Source organism: Citrobacter portucalensis, from assembly GCF_023374935.1.
Taxonomy (GTDB): domain Bacteria; phylum Pseudomonadota; class Gammaproteobacteria; order Enterobacterales; family Enterobacteriaceae; genus Citrobacter; species Citrobacter portucalensis.
This window is the reverse complement of record NZ_CP092466.1, coordinates 1,896,776-1,916,666: the sequence shown is the minus strand read 5'-3', so window position 1 is coordinate 1,916,666 and position 19,891 is coordinate 1,896,776. Positions and strand designations below refer to the sequence as shown.

General features: G+C 54.5%; 12 protein-coding genes. 7 read left to right on the top strand and 5 right to left on the bottom strand.

Annotation, left to right across the window (positions count from 1 at the left end; translation table 11 throughout):
• Window positions 1-25: 25 nt before the first annotated feature.
• The 3 genes from asmA to udk all read right to left on the bottom strand — a co-directional run bounded on the left by asmA (window position 26) and on the right by udk (window position 3,220).
• Entirely contained in the window at window positions 26-1,879 is a 1,854-nt protein-coding gene (gene asmA / locus LY264_RS09135; RefSeq protein WP_048215954.1) for an outer membrane assembly protein AsmA, read from the bottom strand.
• 26 nt (window positions 1,880-1,905) lie between these two features.
• On the bottom strand, window positions 1,906-2,487 hold the full coding sequence (gene dcd / locus LY264_RS09130; protein WP_003834269.1) for a dCTP deaminase: 582 nt from the start codon (window positions 2,485-2,487) through the stop codon (window positions 1,906-1,908).
• Window positions 2,488-2,578: 91 nt separating this feature from the next.
• Complete coding sequence (udk, locus tag LY264_RS09125) at window positions 2,579-3,220, bottom strand: uridine kinase (protein WP_003036776.1); 642 nt, start codon at window positions 3,218-3,220, stop codon at window positions 2,579-2,581.
• Window positions 3,221-3,535: 315 nt separating this feature from the next.
• On the opposite strand from udk, the gene LY264_RS09120 reads away from it, so the two are divergent.
• Window positions 3,536-6,865 (top strand): diguanylate cyclase, encoded by a 3,330-nt coding sequence (locus tag LY264_RS09120; RefSeq protein WP_048225802.1) that lies wholly within the window; start codon window positions 3,536-3,538, stop codon window positions 6,863-6,865.
• Here the strand turns inward: LY264_RS09120 and alkA are convergent.
• Window positions 6,833-7,702: a DNA-3-methyladenine glycosylase 2 gene (gene alkA, locus LY264_RS09115; protein WP_048224459.1), complete on the bottom strand. Its 870-nt coding sequence runs from the start codon at window positions 7,700-7,702 to the stop codon at window positions 6,833-6,835. The genes LY264_RS09120 and alkA overlap by 33 nt on opposite strands.
• 135 nt (window positions 7,703-7,837) lie before the next feature.
• Between alkA and yegD the strand changes: the two genes are divergently transcribed.
• Window positions 7,838-9,190 (top strand): molecular chaperone, encoded by a 1,353-nt coding sequence (gene yegD / locus LY264_RS09110; RefSeq protein WP_032943940.1) that lies wholly within the window; start codon window positions 7,838-7,840, stop codon window positions 9,188-9,190.
• A 99-nt stretch (window positions 9,191-9,289) separates the two neighbouring features.
• On the opposite strand, the gene LY264_RS09105 is transcribed toward yegD, so the two are convergent.
• Entirely contained in the window at window positions 9,290-9,349 is a 60-nt protein-coding gene (locus LY264_RS09105) for a type I toxin-antitoxin system Ibs family toxin (RefSeq protein WP_100280300.1), read from the bottom strand.
• Between the two features lie 279 nt (window positions 9,350-9,628).
• Here LY264_RS09105 and LY264_RS09100 point away from each other — a divergent pair, with 279 nt between their 5' ends.
• Genes LY264_RS09100 through baeS form a run of 5 tightly spaced genes read left to right on the top strand, consistent with a single transcriptional unit; the run spans window position 9,629 to window position 19,891 of the window.
• A complete protein-coding gene (locus LY264_RS09100; protein ID WP_048224462.1) occupies window positions 9,629-10,876 on the top strand; it encodes an MdtA/MuxA family multidrug efflux RND transporter periplasmic adaptor subunit in 1,248 nt (415 codons plus the stop codon).
• Window positions 10,876-13,998: an MdtB/MuxB family multidrug efflux RND transporter permease subunit gene (locus LY264_RS09095; RefSeq protein WP_048224464.1), complete on the top strand. Its 3,123-nt coding sequence runs from the start codon at window positions 10,876-10,878 to the stop codon at window positions 13,996-13,998. The genes LY264_RS09100 and LY264_RS09095 overlap by 1 nt, the downstream gene beginning before the upstream one ends.
• Complete coding sequence (mdtC, locus tag LY264_RS09090; protein ID WP_048224467.1) at window positions 13,999-17,079, top strand: multidrug efflux RND transporter permease subunit MdtC; 3,081 nt, start codon at window positions 13,999-14,001, stop codon at window positions 17,077-17,079.
• Window positions 17,076-18,488 carry an MFS transporter gene (gene mdtD / locus LY264_RS09085; protein WP_048215949.1) on the top strand — a complete coding sequence of 471 codons (1,413 nt, stop codon included), beginning with the start codon at window positions 17,076-17,078 and terminating at the stop codon, window positions 18,486-18,488. The genes mdtC and mdtD overlap by 4 nt, the downstream gene beginning before the upstream one ends.
• A complete protein-coding gene (baeS, locus tag LY264_RS09080; protein ID WP_071692586.1) occupies window positions 18,488-19,891 on the top strand; it encodes an envelope stress sensor histidine kinase BaeS in 1,404 nt (467 codons plus the stop codon). Before mdtD ends, baeS begins: the two co-directional genes overlap by 1 nt.

Below are 19,891 nucleotides of genomic sequence, written 5' to 3'. Positions count from 1 at the left end.
ATTAGCCACCATCCGGCAATATGAATCAGAGCTTATCCAGCAACTTTTTAACATCTTTGCCGTTGCGGGAATCTTTATTGCGATCTGCCCAGTCATTCAGACGACGTTTTGCTTCATCCTGCAGATGCTTACGCAAAAGCTGATCAACTTGCAGACTGTAGTTCAGTGATTGCCACTGGCCATAGACCCTGAGAGGAACCGGGGTGGCCTTCAGGAAACTAATTAACTTACTTTCGCCATCCCAACCGCCCAGCACGCGAATGTTAAACAGCGTGTCGCAATTCTGCTTCACCAGATCTAACGTTCCTTTGCCGGTTAGCGCCAACATCGCGGACTCGCCTGCCATGTTATCCAGCGTCACCTCTCCGTTATCCAGCGTCATATCGGTTACAAAATGATCCAACCGGGTCACGTTATCGAGGTTTTGCTGAGATTTAACATCCCCACCGCTGCGTTCTACAGCCTGTTGAATCATCTGCTGGAAGTTCATCCCTTCCATTCGCGTATCGTTCATTTCGACATGGGCCTGCCCTTGCCAGCTATGGCGAAACGCCTGGGCATCAATATCTGAGCCGGAAAAATCTCCCGCCAGCGACAGCTTGCCGGTGAGTGCGATGGGGTAATCAAAGGCCTTCAAAATAGTGCCAATTTCCACACCTTCCAGGCGCGGATGAAAGACCGCTCGCGGTTCTCCCTTTCTGGCATCCAGCGTGCCGGGCAGTGAGATCAGCCCGCCATCACTTTTTCCCTGCAACTGCGCAATGTTCAGTAAGCCGAACTGGTTGTCTATTTTTGCCGAAACATTCTCAAACGCCATTTTCCGCCACAGCACTTTGTCAGCCTGCAAAGCGATATCTGCCGAAAAACCCTTGAGTCCTTGATACGAAACGGCATCAACCTGGGAAGCAATGACGGGGCGCGCCAGCGTTGACTGACTCTGACCTTGCTGAACGTCACCTTTTGCTGTCGCCGCTGCGTCATGTTGTACGAGCAGGTTATCCAGATTGAGCTGACCAAATTTTAGGTCGACGGCCCATTCCGGTTTTTCCAACAAGGATACGTGCGCTTGCCCGGAGAACGAAGAGTCATTGGCGGTCAAATTTATCTGGCTAAACGAAAGCTGTTTTTTCTCTTCCAGCCATTGCGCCTGAAGATGTCCCTGACCGTTGATCCCCTGCGGCGGCAAATCGGCCCCCTGCAATTGCCAGCTTAACTGCTCGATATTCGCAGATAAGTTGTGCGGATAATCGGAGGCATCGACCGTACCGTTAAAGGATAATGCGAGATCGCGCTGATCGCGGTTCACACGCCCGGAAAAATCAAACGTGCCGCGGTGCTGGCTATCTTGTTCCATCTCCAGACGAATATCACGAACGGTAACTTGTTCATCGTCTTCATGCTGGAATACCAGAACACTGTCGGCAACGCGCAAACGGGCGATATCAAACGACCATCCTTTGTCTTCCGCCAGATCGGGCAACATATTGTCTTTTGGGGCAACGGGCGCATCTTTACCGCGCACCGCCTCAGTTTGCGGGGTCAGTTGAATCACTGCGCCTTTGAGCATCACCTGCTTCACGCTGAGCTGGTGGCTCAACAGCGGCCACAACGCGACGTCGAGACGCATATTGTCGGCACGAACCAGAGGCTCGCTGGCGCCTTCAGCTGTTAACACCACTCGCCCTGAGAGGATACTCAGTTGCGGCCATACGTGCCAACGCAGGGGGCCATCCAACTGCAGCTGATACCCGCTACGTGCGGCAACCTGCTTGACCATATACGCGCGGAAATCATTCGGATTCACCAACAGTACTAACGCAGAAAAGCCGGCCACCAGCACGACCAGAAGAATCATCAGCGTCGTCAGAAATCGTCTCATGCTATCCCCAATGGACTGATAAACACTCAGTCTTTATCGATCCGGCTGGCAACGGCGCCCTGCTGGTCGCGATACTTCGCATCCTGACGACGGTTGTATGGTCGCGCTGCCGGACCGGAAAGCGGTTCGAAACTTAACGCGCCAATCGGCATGCCCGGACGCAGAGCCAGGGGTAATTTTCCGGAGTTGTAAAACTCCAGTACGATACAGCCAGACCAGCCCGGATCGATACGGTGTGCGGTGACGTGTACCATCAGTCCCAGACGCGCCAGAGATGAACGGCCATCTAACCAACCGACGAGATCGGAAGGCAGCGTCACGGATTCGAATGTTACCGCCAGCGCAAGCTCACCCGGATGCAAGAAGAATGCCTCGCCGTCCTTGAGGACGATTTCATCACTCATCACGCGATCCAGCGCGGCGCTGACTTCATCTTTCGGTCCGCTCAAATCGATATACGCCGCCGTATGACCGCGGAACGTACGGAATTTGTTGCCAAGACGCACATCTACCGTGGCGCCATTGATTCGCTCGACAGGAGGGCGTGGAGTGATCGACAGGCGACCTTCATCCAACCAGGCTTCAATATCTCGGTCACATAAACGCATGGCACTTTCTCCTTTCGTGCTTCAAACCCTTAATGCCAGGTGCGTTAAGGGTGAACCAGGTTATCACTGAACGGTACACAATTCGCTGAACTTATTCAAAGAACTGACTGATTTTAGCCTTCAGAATATCGATGGCGATGCGGTTTTTACCCCCGCGCGGCACAATGATGTCGGCGTATTGCTTTGAAGGCTCAATAAATTGCAGGAACATTGGACGGACGGTTTTCTGGTATTGCGCCATCACCGAATCCATTGAACGACCACGTTCATTCACATCCCGCTTGATACGGCGCATCAGACAAATATCCAGCGGCGTATCAACAAAAATAGAAAAGTTCATCTCATCGCGCAAACGCGCATCCGTCAGCAGCAAAATGCCTTCCAGGATAATGACTTTCTTCGGTTCGATATGAATAGTGTCTTGCGTACGCGTGTGCTCAACATAGCTATAAACCGGCAGCTCAATGGCAGAGCCGCGTTTCAGCGTTTGCAGATGTTGAAACAGCAGGCTGTGATCCATCGCGTTCGGATGGTCGTAGTTGGTTTTTACGCGTTCTTCCATCGACAGATGGCTTTGATCTTTGTAATAGCTGTCTTCGGGAATAACGCCAATATGTTCGTCACCGACTTGTTCACGCAATTCGCGATAAAGAGTACTGGCAATAAGGCTCTTGCCGGAAGCCGATGCGCCGGCAATGCCGATAATGACGCACTGATGGGACTGATCAGTCATAAATTTAGCGACCTGATTAACCTGGATGTAAGGAAGGGCGGCGCCGAAACGCCAAACGCGGCAATTATAGGGATTTCAGAGGCGCGATGCCACCCCAGGCTGCACCAATGCTGTCCCTGTCGCAAATTAAAATGGTCAGATTTAGAACAGCCGCTATATTTATTCACCTGCCTTAGGAATTAATAGCTTGAGAGTGTTAATTTATGAGCAGCTGGCGTATAAATTGTAAATTGTTTGTACTAGCATAATCCCAGATTAAATGTGATGCGTCCGGCATCTCTGCTGGGCGACAACGGCTATTTGGGTAGAGTGGTAATGAGTAAACAATCCCAACATGTTTTAGTTACCTTACCCCATCCTCTACTGCGCCTGGCCAGTTTAGGTCTGGTGGCTTTCATTTTTACGCTATTCTCGCTGGAACTGTCACGTTTCGGCGCACAACTGGCGCCGCTTTGGTTCCCAACGTCAATCATGATGGTGGCTTTTTACCGTCATGCGGGAAAGATGTGGCCGGGAATTGCGCTGGCTTGTTCATTTGGTAATATCGGTGCGTCCTTACTCTTCTTCCCCGGTGAATCGCTTAGCTTCACCTATACTGCTATCAACATTATTGAGGCTGTCGTTGGCGCAATGCTATTGCGTAAACTGCTGCCCTGGTACAATCCCTTACAAAATCTCAACGACTGGGCGCGCCTGGCTTTTGGCAGCGCCGTGGTTCCTCCCGTGTTGGGCGGCTTGCTACTGTGGTTATTGCTGCCAAAGGAAACCTCGTTAAATACCTTTCTTATTTGGGTGCTGTCAGAGTCCATCGGCGCGCTGGCGCTGGTGCCGTTAGGTTTGCTGTTTAAGCCCCATTATCTGCTCCGCCACCGCGACCCACGGTTACTGCTTGAAACCGTCATCACACTTCTGGTGACCTTGACGCTCAGTTGGCTGTCCATGATGTATCTTCCATGGCCTTTTACCTGCGTTATCGTCCTGTTGATGTGGAGCGCTGTTCGTCTGCCGCGAATGGAGGCATTTTTAATTTTCCTCAGCACCGTGATGATGGTCTCGATGATGTTGGCCGCCGACCCTTCGCTGCTCTACATCCCAAAACCCAACTTGACGACCAGCCTGCCTTGGCTGCCGTTTTTGATGATCCTGCTGCCGGCCAATATGATGACGATGGTGATGTACGCGTTTCGGGCCGAACGCAAACATATCTCTGAAAGCGAATCGCGCTTTCGCAATGCCATGGAATATTCCGCGATTGGTATGGCGCTAGTGGGGACCGAGGGGCAATGGCTCCAGGCGAATAAAGCGCTGTGCCAGTTTCTGGGCTACAGCCAGGATGAGCTACGTTCGCTAACCTTCCAGCAATTAACCTGGCCGGAAGATCTGAATAATGATCTCGAGCAGTTAGATATGCTGGCGCGCGGGGAAATCAACAGCTACTCCATGGAAAAACGCTATTACACCCGTTCGGGCGACGTCGTCTGGGCGTTGCTGGCCGTTTCGTTGGTGCGTCATAGCGACAATACCCCACTCTATTTTATCGCGCAGGTTGAGGACATTAACGACCTGAAGCATACCGAGTGGATTAACAAACGGTTGATGGAGCGCATTACCCTCGCCAATGAAGCCGGGGGGATTGGGATCTGGGAATGGGAACTCCAGCCTGACGTGATCAGCTGGGATAAACGGATGTTCGATCTCTACGAAGTTCCTGCGCATATCAAGCCCAGTTGGCAAGTCTGGTATGAGTGCGTGGTACCCGAAGATCGTGAGTACGCCGAAAATGTGATTCGTGATTCACTGGCCGCACGGGCTCCGTTTAAGCTTGAGTTTCGTATCGCGGTAAAAGATGGCATACGCCATATCCGCTCGTTGGCCAACCGGGTACTGAATAAAGACGGTGAAGTTGAACGCTTACTTGGTATCAATATGGATATGACCGAAGTCAAGCAGCTTAACGAAGCGCTGTTTCAGGAAAAAGAGCGCCTTCACATTACGCTGGATTCAATCGGCGAAGCGGTGATTTGTATTGATGTCGATATGAACGTGACCTTTATGAATCCGGTTGCTGAGAAAATGAGCGGCTGGCAGCAGGACAGTGCCATCGGCATTCCGCTATTGACGGTACTACATATTACTTTTGGCGAGAACGGTCCGCTGATGGAAAATATCTACAGTGCTGACATGTCACGTACGGCAATCGAACAGGAAGTGGTTCTGCATTGTCGTAACGGCAACAGTTATGACATTCAGTACAGCATCACGCCCCTCAGCACCCTCGACGGCGGCAGCATTGGCTCGGTGTTGGTTATTCAGGACGTCACAGAGTCGCGGAAGATGCTCCGCCAGCTTAGCTACAGCGCCTCGCATGATGACCTGACCCAGTTGGCAAACCGGGTCAGCTTCGAAAACCATCTAAAACAATTGCTGCATTCGGTACACGACACGCACCAGAGCCATGTACTGGTTTTTATCGATTTGGATCGTTTTAAAGCGGTGAACGACAGCGCGGGTCATGCCGCCGGCGATGCTCTGCTGCGTGAACTCTCTGCACTTATGCTCAGCATGTTGCGATCCAGCGATATGCTGGCACGCCTGGGCGGCGACGAGTTTGGTCTGTTGCTACCGGATTGTAATATCGAAAGCGCCCGCTTTATCTCAGGTCGCATCATCAGCGCCATCAACGATTACCACTTTATGTGGGAGGGCCGGTTACACCGCATTGGCGCCAGTGCGGGGATTACGCTCATTGATGAGAAAAACCATGTCGCGACCGATGTGATGTCTCAGGCCGATATCGCCTGCTACGCGGCGAAAAACAGCGGCCGTGGGCGAGTCTGTGTCTATGAACCTCAGCAAAGCCAGGCCCATGCCGCGCGTAGTCAACTGACATTGGATGAACAAAGACACACCATTATGCACAACCCAATGCTGATGATCGCCAGAGGTGTGGCTTCCCCGCGTATACCGGAGACGTTTAGCTTCTGGCTTCTCTCGCTTCGCTTAGGCACCGCTGAGGGCGAAGTCATTGAGGAGCAAGCCTTCCGCGCCGGGCTGGTCGATCCCGTGTTAAGCAAGGCGCTTGACCGTCGGGTATTTAGCGAGTTCTTCCAGAACTCTGCCCAAGCAGTAGCCAGTAAGGGCCTCAGTATTGCCCTGCCCCTTTCCGCCGTCGGCCTGCTCAACACAGAACTTATCGATGAGTTGCTGGAGCACTTGCAACGCAGTCCACTACCGCCGCGATTGCTGCATCTGACCATTCCGGCAAGCGTCTTCAAAACCAACCCAACGCAGGCTATATCCGCCCTGCATCGACTGCGTCAGTACGGTTGTCGAATTGTATTAAGTCAGGTTGGTCGCGATTTAGAGCTCTTTGACAACCTGAAATATCGCATTGTCGATTACCTGTTGCTCGACAGCGAGCTAAGTGCCAGCGCTCCCGGCAACCTGATCGACGAAATGTGGGTGTCCATTATCCAGGGTCATGCCCAGCGCCTGGACATAAAAACTATCGCCGGTCCGGTGCAGTTGCCACTCATCATGGATACGCTTTCTGGCATCGGTGTTGATATGATTTATGGCGATATTATTGCCGATGCCCAACCGCTGGACCTGTTACTGAATACCAGTAATTTCGCCATCAACTGACGGTTGCCAGCCATCCGTATACCAAATATGTAACAGCGCATAGGAGCGCCAGGGTTTCCAGCGCTCTGCATACCGTCGGATCTGGGCCGGTGTCATGCCGGGAAAACGCTGTTTAATCAGATAATCATCCGGAAGAAAAACGTCCTTCGCCTGCCAACCACGTAGCGCGAAATAGTTGGCGGTCCAGCGCCCTATCCCGGGAAACGTTTGTAGCTGCTTAACGCCTTGTTCGATATCGGCAGGGGCTGTTGTCGCGAGCGTTCCTTCAAGGGTTGCATGAGCCAGGTGAATCAACGCTTCAGCGCGTTTGAGCGGCATTCCTAACGCTTTCAGGTGCAGTGGATCGGCATTGGCAAGCGCTTCCGGCGTAGGAAAACACACATACTCGGGCGCATCCTCCAGCGCTTCCCCGTAAGCGTGCGCCACTTTCGCCGTCAGTTTCGCGGCCATCAATACGCTGACTAACTGCCCTAAAATCGCCCGCACCCCTTGCTCAAACGCATCGACACATCCCGGCAGGCGCAGTCCCGGACGCGCCGCACCGAGGCTACCCAGCGCGCCGATAATTTGCTGCGGGCAACAGCCAAGATCGAACAAGCGCGTTATTTTTGCCAGGCACTCGGAAGCTACCGGCTGTAACCCTGTGCTCAATGTCACGTGTAGCACGTTGGCGTGCAGATCCGGGACAACGCGCACCAGACCACGATGCTCCCCTACGGACAGGCTTCTGACATAGCTCAGTTCCTCTACGGTTTCGACACCTTCAACCGCACGGGCGGCAAGAAATCCCAGCATCCAGGGCCAGTCATAAGGCGGTTGCCAGCTCAGCGTGAACATTTAGTTTTCCTTTTTCGCAAACCTAAAGCATAAACGGTATTCAATCAGTACGCCTTGCTTTCATATTCCAGTTGTCGGGGCGTCAACTATTCGTTAAAGTCACGCCCCTTCTTCACTGGCATGGGGATTTTTACGGTGTTTATTGGTTTTGACTACGGTACGGCAAACTGTTCAGTGGCCGTTATGCGTGATGGGCAGCCTCACCTGCTCAAAATGGAAAATAACAGCACGCTGCTACCCTCAATGCTGTGCGCACCAACGCGCGAAGCGGTTAGCGAGTGGCTGTATCGCCATCATGACATCCCAACTACGGACGATGAAACGCAGGCGCTGCTTCGCCGTGCGATGCGCTACAACCGCGAAGAAGACATCGACGTTAACGCGAACAGCGTGCAGTTCGGTCTGGCATCGCTGGGTCAGTATATTGAAGACCCGGAAGAGGTGTACTTCGTTAAATCACCAAAATCATTTTTGGGTGCCAGCGGTCTGAAGCCGCAGCAGGTTGCGCTGTTTGAAGATCTGGTCTGTGCAATGATGCTGCACATTCGCAACCAGGCGCAAAGCCAGCTGCCGGAAGCTATCACTCAGGCCGTGATTGGTCGGCCCATCAACTTCCAGGGATTAGGTGGCGATGACGCCAACACCCAGGCGCAGGGTATTCTTGAACGTGCGGCCAAACGCGCCGGTTTTCAGGATGTCGTCTTCCAGTACGAGCCGGTAGCGGCGGGACTGGATTACGAAGCGACGCTGCAGGAAGAAAAACGCGTGTTGGTGGTGGATATCGGCGGGGGTACGACCGACTGTTCACTGCTGCTGATGGGGCCGCAATGGCATCAGCGCGCCGATCGCGAAAACAGCCTGCTGGGACACAGTGGCTGCCGCGTAGGCGGGAACGATCTGGATATCGCGCTGGCGTTTAAACACCTGATGCCGCTGCTGGGTATGGGCGGTGAGACTGAAAAAGGTATCGCCTTACCGATTCTCCCCTGGTGGAACGCGGTCGCAATCAACGACGTTCCCGCGCAAAGTGATTTCTACAGCAGCGCCAACGGTAGATTGCTCAACGATCTTGTCCGCGACGCAAGAGAAGCTGATAAAGTCGCTCTGCTGCTTAAAGTCTGGCGCGAGCGTCTGAGCTATCGCCTGGTGCGCAGTGCAGAAGAGAGCAAAATCGCACTTTCCGACCAGACCATTGTAACGGCGGCGATACCGTTTATCAGCGACACGCTGGCAACCGATATCAATCAACACGGACTGGAAGCTGCGCTCAATCAGCCCCTGGCGCGTATTCTGGAGCAGGTCCAGCTGGCGCTGGACAACGCACAGGAAAAACCGGACGTGATTTATCTGACCGGCGGCAGCGCGCGTTCGCCGCTGATTAAAAAAGCCCTCGCCCAGCAGCTTCCCGGGATCCCTATCGCGGGTGGCGATGACTTCGGTTCTGTCACCGCCGGACTGGCCCGCTGGGCTGACGTTGTTTTCCGCTAAGCCGCTCGCATGCTGAAAAGTGTGCGTATTGACATCATCCTTGCTGTGGCTTATTTTCAGGAGTGAGGGTTAGGGAGGGTTTCCCCTCCCCCTGGTGTCTTAGTAAGCCGCGAAGCTAATGACTAAGAGTATCACCAGTATGATGACCTGCTTCATCATAACCCTTTCCTTATTTTGGCCCCTTCCTCGGGAGGGGCTTTCCCGTTCCAGCGTCCTGCTGAAATCTCTGACTTTCCTCCTTTTTGCCTTGTCAGCACTCTATCGCACAATTGCGTATTCGCTATCTTCACCACCGATTGTTGCGTAACGCCTCGCAAAGCCGCGTCAGCATTCAGACGAATCCCGACAGTGTTTCATAATTCCTCCATTTTTCTCCCTTGTTCACTGGCTAAACTAGTATCATTCCGCGAATCGTTTCAGGATGAGAAACTCATAACAATGAAAGGCAGTAATAAATCCCGCTGGGTGATAGCAATCGTGATCGTCGTGGCCGCCGTCGCCGCCATCTGGTTCTGGCAAAGCCGCAGCGCATCCCAGGGAACCGCACCGGGCGCGACCAAACCCGCGCAGCACACGGCGGGGTCAGGACGGCGTGGAATGCGCTCCGGACCGTTGGCTCCCGTGCAGGCTGCCACCGCCACCGAGGAAGCCGTGCCACGCTATCTGACAGGGCTGGGGACCGTTACTGCCGCAAATACCGCCACGGTGCGTAGTCGGGTGGATGGTCAACTCATCGCCTTACACTTTGAGGAAGGACAACAGGTTAAAGCCGGCGACCTGCTGGCAGAGATAGATCCCAGCCAGTTCAAAGTTGCTCTGGCTCAGGCGCAGGGACAACTGGCAAAAGATAAAGCCACGCTGGCGAATGCCCGTCGCGATCTTGCCCGCTATCAACAGTTGGTTAAAACCAATCTGGTCTCCCGCCAGGAGCTGGATGCCCAGCAGGCGCTGGTCAACGAGACGTTAGGCACAATAAAAGCGGATGAAGCCAGTGTCGCCAGCGCTCAGTTGCAGCTCGACTGGAGCCGGATAACCGCGCCTGTCGATGGTCGTGTCGGCCTGAAGCAGGTCGATGTCGGTAACCAAATTTCCAGTGGCGATACCACCGGAATTGTCGTCATTACGCAAACGCATCCCATCGACCTGATATTTACTTTGCCTGAAAACGACATTGCTACCGTGTTGCAGGCGCAAAAATCGGGGAGCCCGCTGAAGGTCGAAGCCTGGGACCGAACCAATTCGCAAAAGCTGAGCGAAGGCGTCCTGCTCAGTCTCGACAATCAAATTGATGCCACCACCGGAACAATCAAAGTTAAGGCTCGTTTTAACAATCAGGATGATGCTTTATTCCCTAACCAGTTCGTTAACGCCCGCATGCTGGTCGACACACAACAAAATGCCGTTGTGATCCCAACTGCCGCCCTGCAAATGGGTAACGAAGGCCACTTTGTCTGGGTACTGAACAGCGATAACAAAGTGAGCAAACACCTGGTTAAACCGGGAATTCAGGATAGCCAAAAAGTGGTGATTACTGCCGGGTTGTCTGCGGGCGATCGGGTCGTGACCGACGGTATTGATCGTCTGACGGAAGGCGCAAAAGTCGAAGTCGTTGAGGCGCACGACGCCTCTGTTTCCGACGAGAAAACTGCTCCACGCGGATACGGCAAAAAAGGAGCCAACTCCTGATGCAGGTGTTACCTCCGGACAACACAGGCGGACCATCGCGCCTGTTTATTCTGCGCCCCGTCGCCACCACGCTGCTGATGGTCGCGATTTTGCTTGCCGGAATTATCGGTTATCGCTTCCTGCCAATCGCCGCCTTACCTGAAGTGGATTACCCCACGATTCAGGTCGTTACGCTCTACCCAGGCGCCAGCCCGGACGTCATGACCTCGGCGGTCACCGCACCGCTTGAACGTCAGTTTGGACAGATGTCTGGCTTAAAACAGATGTCATCACAAAGCTCCGGTGGCGCATCGGTCGTTACGTTACAGTTTCAACTGACGCTCCCGTTGGATGTTGCCGAGCAGGAAGTTCAGGCCGCGATTAACGCCGCCACCAATTTATTACCCAGCGATCTCCCTAACCCTCCGGTATACAGCAAGGTAAACCCGGCAGATCCGCCGATCATGACGCTGGCGGTCACATCCAGCGCCATGCCGATGACACAGGTGGAAGATATGGTCGAAACCCGCGTCGCGCAGAAAATCTCTCAGGTTCCCGGCGTGGGCCTGGTAACACTTTCCGGTGGGCAACGTCCGGCGGTCCGCGTGAAACTTAACGCTCAGGCCATTGCCGCACTCGGTCTGACCAGCGAAACCATCCGTACGGCCATTACCGGTGCAAACGTCAATTCGGCAAAAGGGAGTCTTGATGGCCCAACGCGTGCCGTTACCCTTTCAGCCAACGACCAGATGCAGTCCGCGGATGAATATCGTCAGCTCATTGTTGCCTATAAAAACGGGGCGCCGGTTCGTCTGGGCGATGTCGCCACCGTAGAACAAGGGGCCGAAAACAGCTGGCTGGGCGCATGGGCCAATAAGCAACAAGCCATTGTGATGAATGTTCAGCGTCAGCCTGGCGCGAACATCATTTCCACTGCTGACAGTATCCGCCAGATGCTGCCGCAGCTCACCGAGAGCCTGCCCAAATCGGTTAAGGTCAGCGTACTTTCCGATCGTACGACCAATATCCGTGCGTCCGTAGCGGATACCCAATTTGAATTGATGCTGGCGATTGCGCTGGTAGTCATGATTATCTACCTGTTTTTACGCAATATTCCGGCAACCATTATTCCTGCGGTCGCCGTACCGTTATCGTTAATCGGCACCTTCGCGGTGATGGTATTCCTCGATTTCTCCATCAACAACCTGACCCTCATGGCGCTAACCATTGCGACAGGTTTTGTGGTGGATGACGCTATCGTGGTTATCGAGAATATTTCACGCTATATCGAAAAAGGCGAAAAACCGCTGACTGCGGCCCTGAAGGGCGCGGGCGAGATTGGTTTTACCATCATCTCTCTGACATTTTCACTGATCGCCGTACTGATCCCACTGCTGTTTATGGGTGATATCGTAGGCCGATTGTTCCGGGAGTTCGCTGTGACGCTGGCCGTGGCGATTCTGATTTCCGCTGTTGTCTCGCTCACTCTTACGCCGATGATGTGCGCGCGTATGCTGAATCAGGCCTCATTGCGTAAGCAAAACCGCTTCTCCCGTGCCTCAGAGCGAATGTTTGATCGCGTCATTGCCGGGTACGGCCACTGGCTGGCGAAAGTGCTCAACCATCCGTGGCTCACGCTGGGCGTTGCACTCGGCACGCTGGCGCTAAGCGTCATGCTGTGGGTCTTTATTCCCAAAGGCTTCTTCCCGATACAGGATAACGGCATCATCCAGGGCACGCTGCAGGCACCACAGTCCAGCTCGTTTGCCAGCATGGCTCAGCGTCAGCGTCAGGTCTCAGATGTCATCCTGCAAGATCCGGCGGTAGAAAGCCTGACCGCTTTTGTCGGTGTGGACGGCACTAATACGGCATTGAACAGCGCGCGCTTACAAATCAACCTTAAGCCGCTGGATGAACGTGACGATCGGGTGCAGAAAGTGATTGCGCGCCTACAGGACGCGGTTGACAGAGTTCCCGGCGTTGACCTTTATCTTCAGCCCACTCAGGACCTGACGATTGATACTCAGGTCAGCCGGACGCAATATCAGTTCACGCTGCAAGCGACATCCCTTGATGCCCTCAGCACCTGGGTTCCACAGCTGATAGAAAAACTAAATCAGCTACCGCAACTGTCCGATGTCAGTAGCGACTGGCAGGACAAAGGGCTGGTAGCATATGTGAACGTCAATCGCGACAGCGCCAGCCGTTTGGGCATCAGCATGTCAGATGTCGACAACGCCCTGTACAACGCCTTCGGCCAGCGACTGATTTCAACCATCTACACCCAGGCCAATCAGTATCGCGTGGTGTTAGAACATGACACCAACAATACGCCGGGGCTTGCGGCACTGGATACAATACGTCTGACCAGTAGCGACGGTGGCATAGTACCGCTCAGCGCGATCGCCAGTATTGAACAGCGTTTTGCCCCGCTGTCGATTAACCACCTCGATCAGTTCCCGGTCACCACCATCTCGTTCAACGTGCCAGACGAGTGGTCGCTGGGTGATGCGGTACAGGCGATTCTGGATGCCGAAAAAACGCTTAACCTGCCCGCAAATATTACCACCCAGTTCCAGGGCAGCACGCTCGCCTTCCAGGCCGCGCTGGGAAATACCATCTGGCTGATTGTGGCTGCGGTTGTCGCGATGTATATCGTACTGGGTGTGCTGTATGAGAGCTTTATTCACCCAATTACTATTCTCTCCACGCTGCCGACGGCGGGCGTCGGGGCGCTCCTGGCGTTAATGATTGCCGGGAGCGAACTGGACGTCATCGCGATTATCGGCATTATTTTGCTCATCGGTATCGTTAAGAAAAACGCCATCATGATGATCGACTTTGCCCTTGCCGCGGAGCGTGAACAGGGAATGTCACCACGCGATGCCATTTTCCAGGCCTGTCTGCTGCGTTTTCGCCCGATCCTGATGACTACGCTGGCGGCACTGCTCGGCGCGTTGCCACTGATGTTAAGTACCGGCGTGGGCGCAGAGTTACGTCGTCCATTAGGTATTGGCATGGTCGGTGGGCTGCTGGTGAGTCAGGTATTAACCCTGTTTACCACCCCGGTGATTTATCTGCTGTTTGACCGTCTGTCGTTGTACGTGAAAAGCCGCTTCCCGCGTCAGGAAGAGGAAGCGTAAATGAAATTTTTCGCGCTTTTCATTCATCGTCCGGTGGCGACCATTCTCATTTCGGTAGCCATCACCCTGTGCGGCATACTCGGATTTCGTCTGCTGCCGGTCGCTCCGCTACCGCAGGTGGATTTTCCGGTGATCATGGTCAGCGCATCGTTACCGGGTGCCTCACCCGAAACGATGGCGTCCTCGGTCGCAACTCCGCTGGAGCGCTCGCTGGGACGCATTGCGGGCGTGAACGAAATGACTTCGAGCAGTTCACTTGGAAGTACGCGTATTATTCTCGAATTCAAATTCGACCGTGACATCAATGGCGCGGCGCGGGACGTTCAGGCCGCAATTAACGCCGCGCAAAGTCTGCTACCCAGCGGGATGCCGAGCCGACCAACGTATCGCAAAGCCAACCCTTCCGATGCGCCAATCATGATCCTGACGCTAACATCGGACACGTACTCGCAAGGTGAATTGTACGATTTCGCATCAACCCAGCTGGCGCAGACCATCGCACAGATCGACGGCGTGGGCGACGTGGACGTTGGAGGCAGCTCTCTGCCTGCCGTGCGTGTAGGGCTTAATCCTCAAGCGCTGTTTAACCAGGGTGTGTCGCTGGACGACGTACGTAGCGCAATTGACAACGCCAACGTGCGTAAGCCGCAGGGCGCTATCGAGAATGATACCCACCGCTGGCAGGTCCAAACCAACGATGAGCTGAAAACCGCCGCCGAATACCAGCCGATTATCATCCACTACAATAACGGCGCGGCGGTACGACTGGGCGACGTTGCGTCTGTAACCGACTCGGTGCAGGACGTACGCAACGCGGGGATGACCAATGCCAAACCGGCCATTCTGCTGATGATCCGCAAGCTACCGGAAGCCAATATTATTCAGACGGTAGACAGCATTCGCGCCAAATTGCCGGAGCTACAAACGCTGGTCCCGGCCGCTATCGATCTGCAAATCGCCCAGGACCGCTCGCCGACTATTCGCGCCTCGCTGGAAGAAGTCGAACAGACGCTGATTATCTCCGTGGCGCTGGTTATCCTGGTGGTCTTTGTTTTCCTGCGCTCCGGGCGCGCGACCCTGATCCCCGCGGTAGCGGTTCCGGTCTCGCTGATCGGTACCTTTGCCGCCATGTATCTGTGCGGATTCAGCCTGAACAACCTGTCGTTGATGGCGCTCACCATTGCTACGGGATTTGTCGTCGATGACGCCATCGTGGTGCTGGAAAATATTGCCCGCCACCTGGAAGCAGGAATGAAGCCGCTCCAGGCGGCGTTACAGGGTACGCGCGAAGTGGGATTCACCGTGCTCTCCATGAGTCTGTCGCTGGTGGCGGTGTTCCTGCCACTGCTGTTAATGGGCGGATTGCCTGGGCGCTTGCTGCGTGAATTTGCTGTCACGCTGTCGGTTGCTATCGGTATCTCGCTGCTGGTGTCGCTGACATTAACGCCAATGATGTGCGGCTGGATGCTCAAATCCAGCACCCCGCGCGAACAGTCTCGCAAGCGGGGTTTTGGTCGTGTGCTAGTGGCGCTGCAACAGAGTTACGGCACCTCGCTTAAATGGGTGCTACGCCATACGCGGCTGGTAGGCGTGGTGTTACTTGGCACCATCGCGCTGAATATCTGGCTTTATATTTCCATCCCCAAAACCTTCTTCCCGGAGCAGGATACCGGCGTATTGATGGGTGGGATCCAGGCCGACCAGAGCATCTCATTTCAGGCGATGCGCGGCAAACTGCAGGACTTTATGCAGATCATCCGCGACGACCCGGCGGTGAATAACGTCACCGGTTTTACCGGTGGTTCGCGGGTCAACAGCGGGATGATGTTTATTACCCTCAAGCCACGTGATGAGCGCCATGAAACGGCTCAGCAGGTGATCGACCGCCTGCGCGTCGCGCTTTCAAAAGAGCCAGGTGCGAATCTGTTTTTAATGGCGGTGCAAGATATTCGCGTTGGCGGACGCCAGGCCAACGCCAGCTATCAATACACATTGCTGTCCGACGATCTCGCGGCGCTGCGTGAGTGGGAACCGAAGATCCGTAAGGCGCTTGCCGCCCTGCCCCAACTGGCAGACGTCAACTCCGATCAGCAGGACAATGGCGCGGAGATGAATCTGATTTACGATCGCGACACCATGTCGCGTCTGGGAATCGATGTTGCCGCCGCCAACAGCCTGTTGAATAACGCTTTCGGACAACGGCAGATTTCGACAATTTATCAACCGATGAACCAGTACAAAGTGGTGATGGAGGTCGATCGACGTTACACCCAGGACATCAGCGCACTGGACAAAATGTTCGTCATCAACAATGACGGTAAAGCGATCCCGTTATCGTACTTTGCTAAATGGCAGCCGGCGAATGCGCCACTGTCTGTGAACCATCAGGGCTTGTCTGCCGCCTCAACCGTGTCGTTTAACCTGCCGACAGGTTCTTCACTGTCAGAAGCGACAGAGGCCATCAACAGAACCATGACCCAACTCGGTGTCCCCTCCTCGGTTCGCGGTAGCTTTGCCGGTACCGCGCAGGTATTTCAGGACACCATGAATTCGCAGGTGATCCTGATTATCGCCGCCATCGCCACGGTCTATATCGTGCTGGGTATGCTGTATGAAAGCTATGTCCATCCGCTGACCATTCTCTCCACGCTACCTTCGGCTGGCGTTGGAGCGTTGCTGGCGCTGGAACTGTTCAATGCCCCGTTCAGCCTAATCGCCCTGATAGGGATCATGCTATTAATTGGCATTGTGAAGAAAAACGCCATCATGATGGTCGATTTTGCGCTGGAAGCGCAGAGAAATGGCAAACTACAGCCGGAAGAAGCTATTTTCCAGGCCTGCCTGTTGCGCTTTCGCCCAATAATGATGACCACGCTGGCGGCGTTGTTTGGCGCGTTGCCGTTGGTGTTATCCGCAGGAGATGGCTCTGAACTGCGTCAGCCTTTGGGGATAACCATTGTCGGTGGGCTGGTCGTGAGCCAGCTCCTGACGCTGTACACCACGCCCGTGGTCTATCTCTTTTTCGACCGCCTGCGTCTGCGTTTTTCGCGTAAAAACAGCAAACCGGTAGCAGAGTTATGACAGAACTTCCCGACAGCACCCGCTGGCAACTTTGGATTGTGGCATTTGGCTTTTTTATGCAGTCGCTGGATACCACCATCGTTAACACCGCGCTTCCCTCGATGGCGGCAAGCCTCGGGGAAAGCCCGTTACACATGCATATGGTCATTGTGTCATATGTTTTAACTGTTGCCGTGATGCTGCCCGCCAGCGGATGGCTGGCGGACAAAGTTGGCGTGCGTAATATCTTCTTCACCGCCATCATTCTGTTTACGCTAGGCTCGCTGTTTTGTGCCGGGTCGAGCACGCTCAACGAGCTGGTGATGGCGCGCGTCTTACAAGGCGTTGGTGGTGCGATGATGGTGCCGGTCGGCAGGCTAACGGTGATGAAAATCGTCCCGCGTGAGCAATATATGGCGGCAATGACGTTTGTCACTTTACCCGGCCAAATCGGCCCGCTGCTGGGCCCGGCGTTAGGCGGAATTCTGGTTGAATACGTCTCCTGGCACTGGATATTTTTGATTAACATTCCGGTAGGCATTGTCGGCGCGATAGCGACGTTAATGCTGATGCCCAACTACACCATGCAAACCCGACGTTTCGACCTCTCAGGGTTCGCGATGCTGGCGGTCGGCATGGCGGTACTGACGCTGGCGCTCGATGGCAGCAAAGGAACCGGCCTCTCCAGTATCACGCTGGCGGCGCTGGTTATCTGCGGGGTGTTGGCTATTGCGCTATATCTGAAACACGCCCATCGTAATCCGCGTGCGCTATTTAGCCTGAATCTGTTTCGCACACCAACCTTCTCGCTAGGTCTGTTCGGCAGTTTTGCCGGACGCATCGGCAGCGGCATGTTGCCGTTTATGACACCAGTGTTTTTACAGATTGGCCTCGGTTTTTCACCTTTTCATGCCGGGCTGATGATGATCCCGATGGTGCTGGGCAGTATGGGCATGAAGCGCATTGTGGTGCAGGTCGTTAACCGCTTTGGTTACCGTCGTGTGCTGATTACCACTACGCTTGGCCTGTCGCTGGTCAGTCTGTTGCTAATGACCACGGCACTGCTGGGCTGGTATTACGCCCTGCCCTTCGTGCTGTTTTTACAGGGAATGGTCAACTCAACGCGTTTTTCATCCATGAACACACTTACGTTAAAAGATTTACCTGACGATCTGGCCAGCAGCGGTAACAGCCTGCTGTCGATGATCATGCAGCTATCGATGAGTATTGGTGTGACCATCGCTGGCCTGCTGCTGGGCATGTTCGGCCAACAGCATATCGCCATCGACAGCGGTAGTACGCATACCGTCTTTATGTATACCTGGCTGTGCATCGCATTCATCATTGCGCTGCCCGCCATTATTTTTGCCCGCGTGCCGAACGACACGCAAACCAACGCGGTGATTTCACGGCGCAAAAGGAGCACCTGATGAAGTTCTGGCGGCCCGGTATCACCGGCAAACTGTTTCTGGCGATTTTCGCCACCTGCATTGTGTTGCTGATCAGCATGCACTGGGCCGTACGCATTAGCTTCGAACGTGGTTTTATTGACTATATCAAGCACGGCAACGAGCAACGGCTGCAAATGCTCAGCGACGCATTAAGCGAGCAGTACGAGCAGCACGGCAACTGGCGATTCTTACGCAATAACGATCGTTTTGTTTTCCAGATCCTGCGCTCTTTTGAACACGACAACGACGATGATAAACCGGGCCCAGGCATGCCGCCGCACGGCTGGCGAACACAGTTTTGGGTTGTCGACCAAAATGCCCGTGTGCTGGTCGGCCCGCGCGGCCCAGTTCCTCGCGACGGCATGCGCCATCCCATACGCGTTAACGGTAGCGAAGTGGGCGCCGTGATCGCCTCTCCCGTGGAACGTTTAACGCGGAATACGGATATCAATTTCGACATGCAGCAAAGACGATCCAGTTGGCTTATCGTTGCGCTCTCCACGATCCTGGCCGCGCTGGCGACGTTTACGCTGGCGCGCAGCCTGCTGGCCCCGGTTAAGCGGTTGGTGGAAGGCACGCACAAACTGGCGGCGGGCGATTTCACCACTCGCGTTACGCCAACCAGTACGGATGAGCTGGGCAAGCTGGCGCAGGACTTCAACCAGCTCGCCAGTACACTGGAAAAAAACCAGCAGATGCGTCGTGACTTTATGGCCGATATTTCTCACGAACTGCGTACGCCGTTGGCGGTGTTGCGCGGTGAACTGGAGGCCATTCAGGATGGTGTCCGCCAGTTTACCCCTGACTCCGTTGCCTCGTTGCAGGCTGAAGTCGGTACGCTCACCAAACTGGTTGACGACCTTCATCAGCTCTCCATGTCAGATGAAGGCGCGCTGGCCTACCAGAAAACATCGCTGGACCTCATCCCCCTATTGGAAGTGGCAAGCGGCGCATTTCGTGAACGCTTCGCCAGCCGTGGATTGACCATACAGCTTTCGCTCCCCGACAGCATGACGGTATTTGGTGACAGGGATCGTCTGATGCAGCTGTTCAACAACCTGCTGGAAAACAGTCTGCGCTACACCGATAGCGGTGGCGGGTTGCATATCAGCGCAGAACAACGCGAACGCATGGTGTTATTAACCTTCGCAGATTCCGCTCCCGGCGTAAGTGACGAGCAGTTACAGAAGCTGTTTGAACGATTTTATCGCACCGAAGGCTCGCGCAACCGCGCCAGTGGAGGTTCCGGGTTGGGGCTGGCGATTTGCGTCAATATCGTACAAGCGCATAATGGTCTGATTCGTGCCGCCCATTCGCCTTTTGGTGGGGTTAGCATTACAGTAGAGTTACCGCTGGAACGCGATTTACAGAGAGACTCATAA

Bases quoted from the DNA above. Each gene is read 5' to 3' on its own strand.
- dcd (WP_003834269.1), bottom strand. From the start codon at position 2,487: ATGCGTTTATGTGACCGAGATATTGAAGCCTGGTTGGATGAAGGTCGC.
- LY264_RS09095 (WP_048224464.1), top strand. From the start codon at position 10,876: ATGCAGGTGTTACCTCCGGACAACACAGGCGGACCATCGCGCCTGTTT.
- baeS (WP_071692586.1), top strand. From the start codon at position 18,488: ATGAAGTTCTGGCGGCCCGGTATCACCGGCAAACTGTTTCTGGCGATT.
- alkA (WP_048224459.1), bottom strand. From the start codon at position 7,702: ATGTTCACGCTGAGCTGGCAACCGCCTTATGACTGGCCCTGGATGCTG.
- udk (WP_003036776.1), bottom strand. From the start codon at position 3,220: ATGACTGATCAGTCCCATCAGTGCGTCATTATCGGCATTGCCGGCGCA.
- mdtC (WP_048224467.1), top strand. From the start codon at position 13,999: ATGAAATTTTTCGCGCTTTTCATTCATCGTCCGGTGGCGACCATTCTC.
- mdtD (WP_048215949.1), top strand. From the start codon at position 17,076: ATGACAGAACTTCCCGACAGCACCCGCTGGCAACTTTGGATTGTGGCA.
- LY264_RS09100 (WP_048224462.1), top strand. From the start codon at position 9,629: ATGAAAGGCAGTAATAAATCCCGCTGGGTGATAGCAATCGTGATCGTC.
- asmA (WP_048215954.1), bottom strand. From the start codon at position 1,879: ATGAGACGATTTCTGACGACGCTGATGATTCTTCTGGTCGTGCTGGTG.
- LY264_RS09120 (WP_048225802.1), top strand. From the start codon at position 3,536: ATGAGTAAACAATCCCAACATGTTTTAGTTACCTTACCCCATCCTCTA.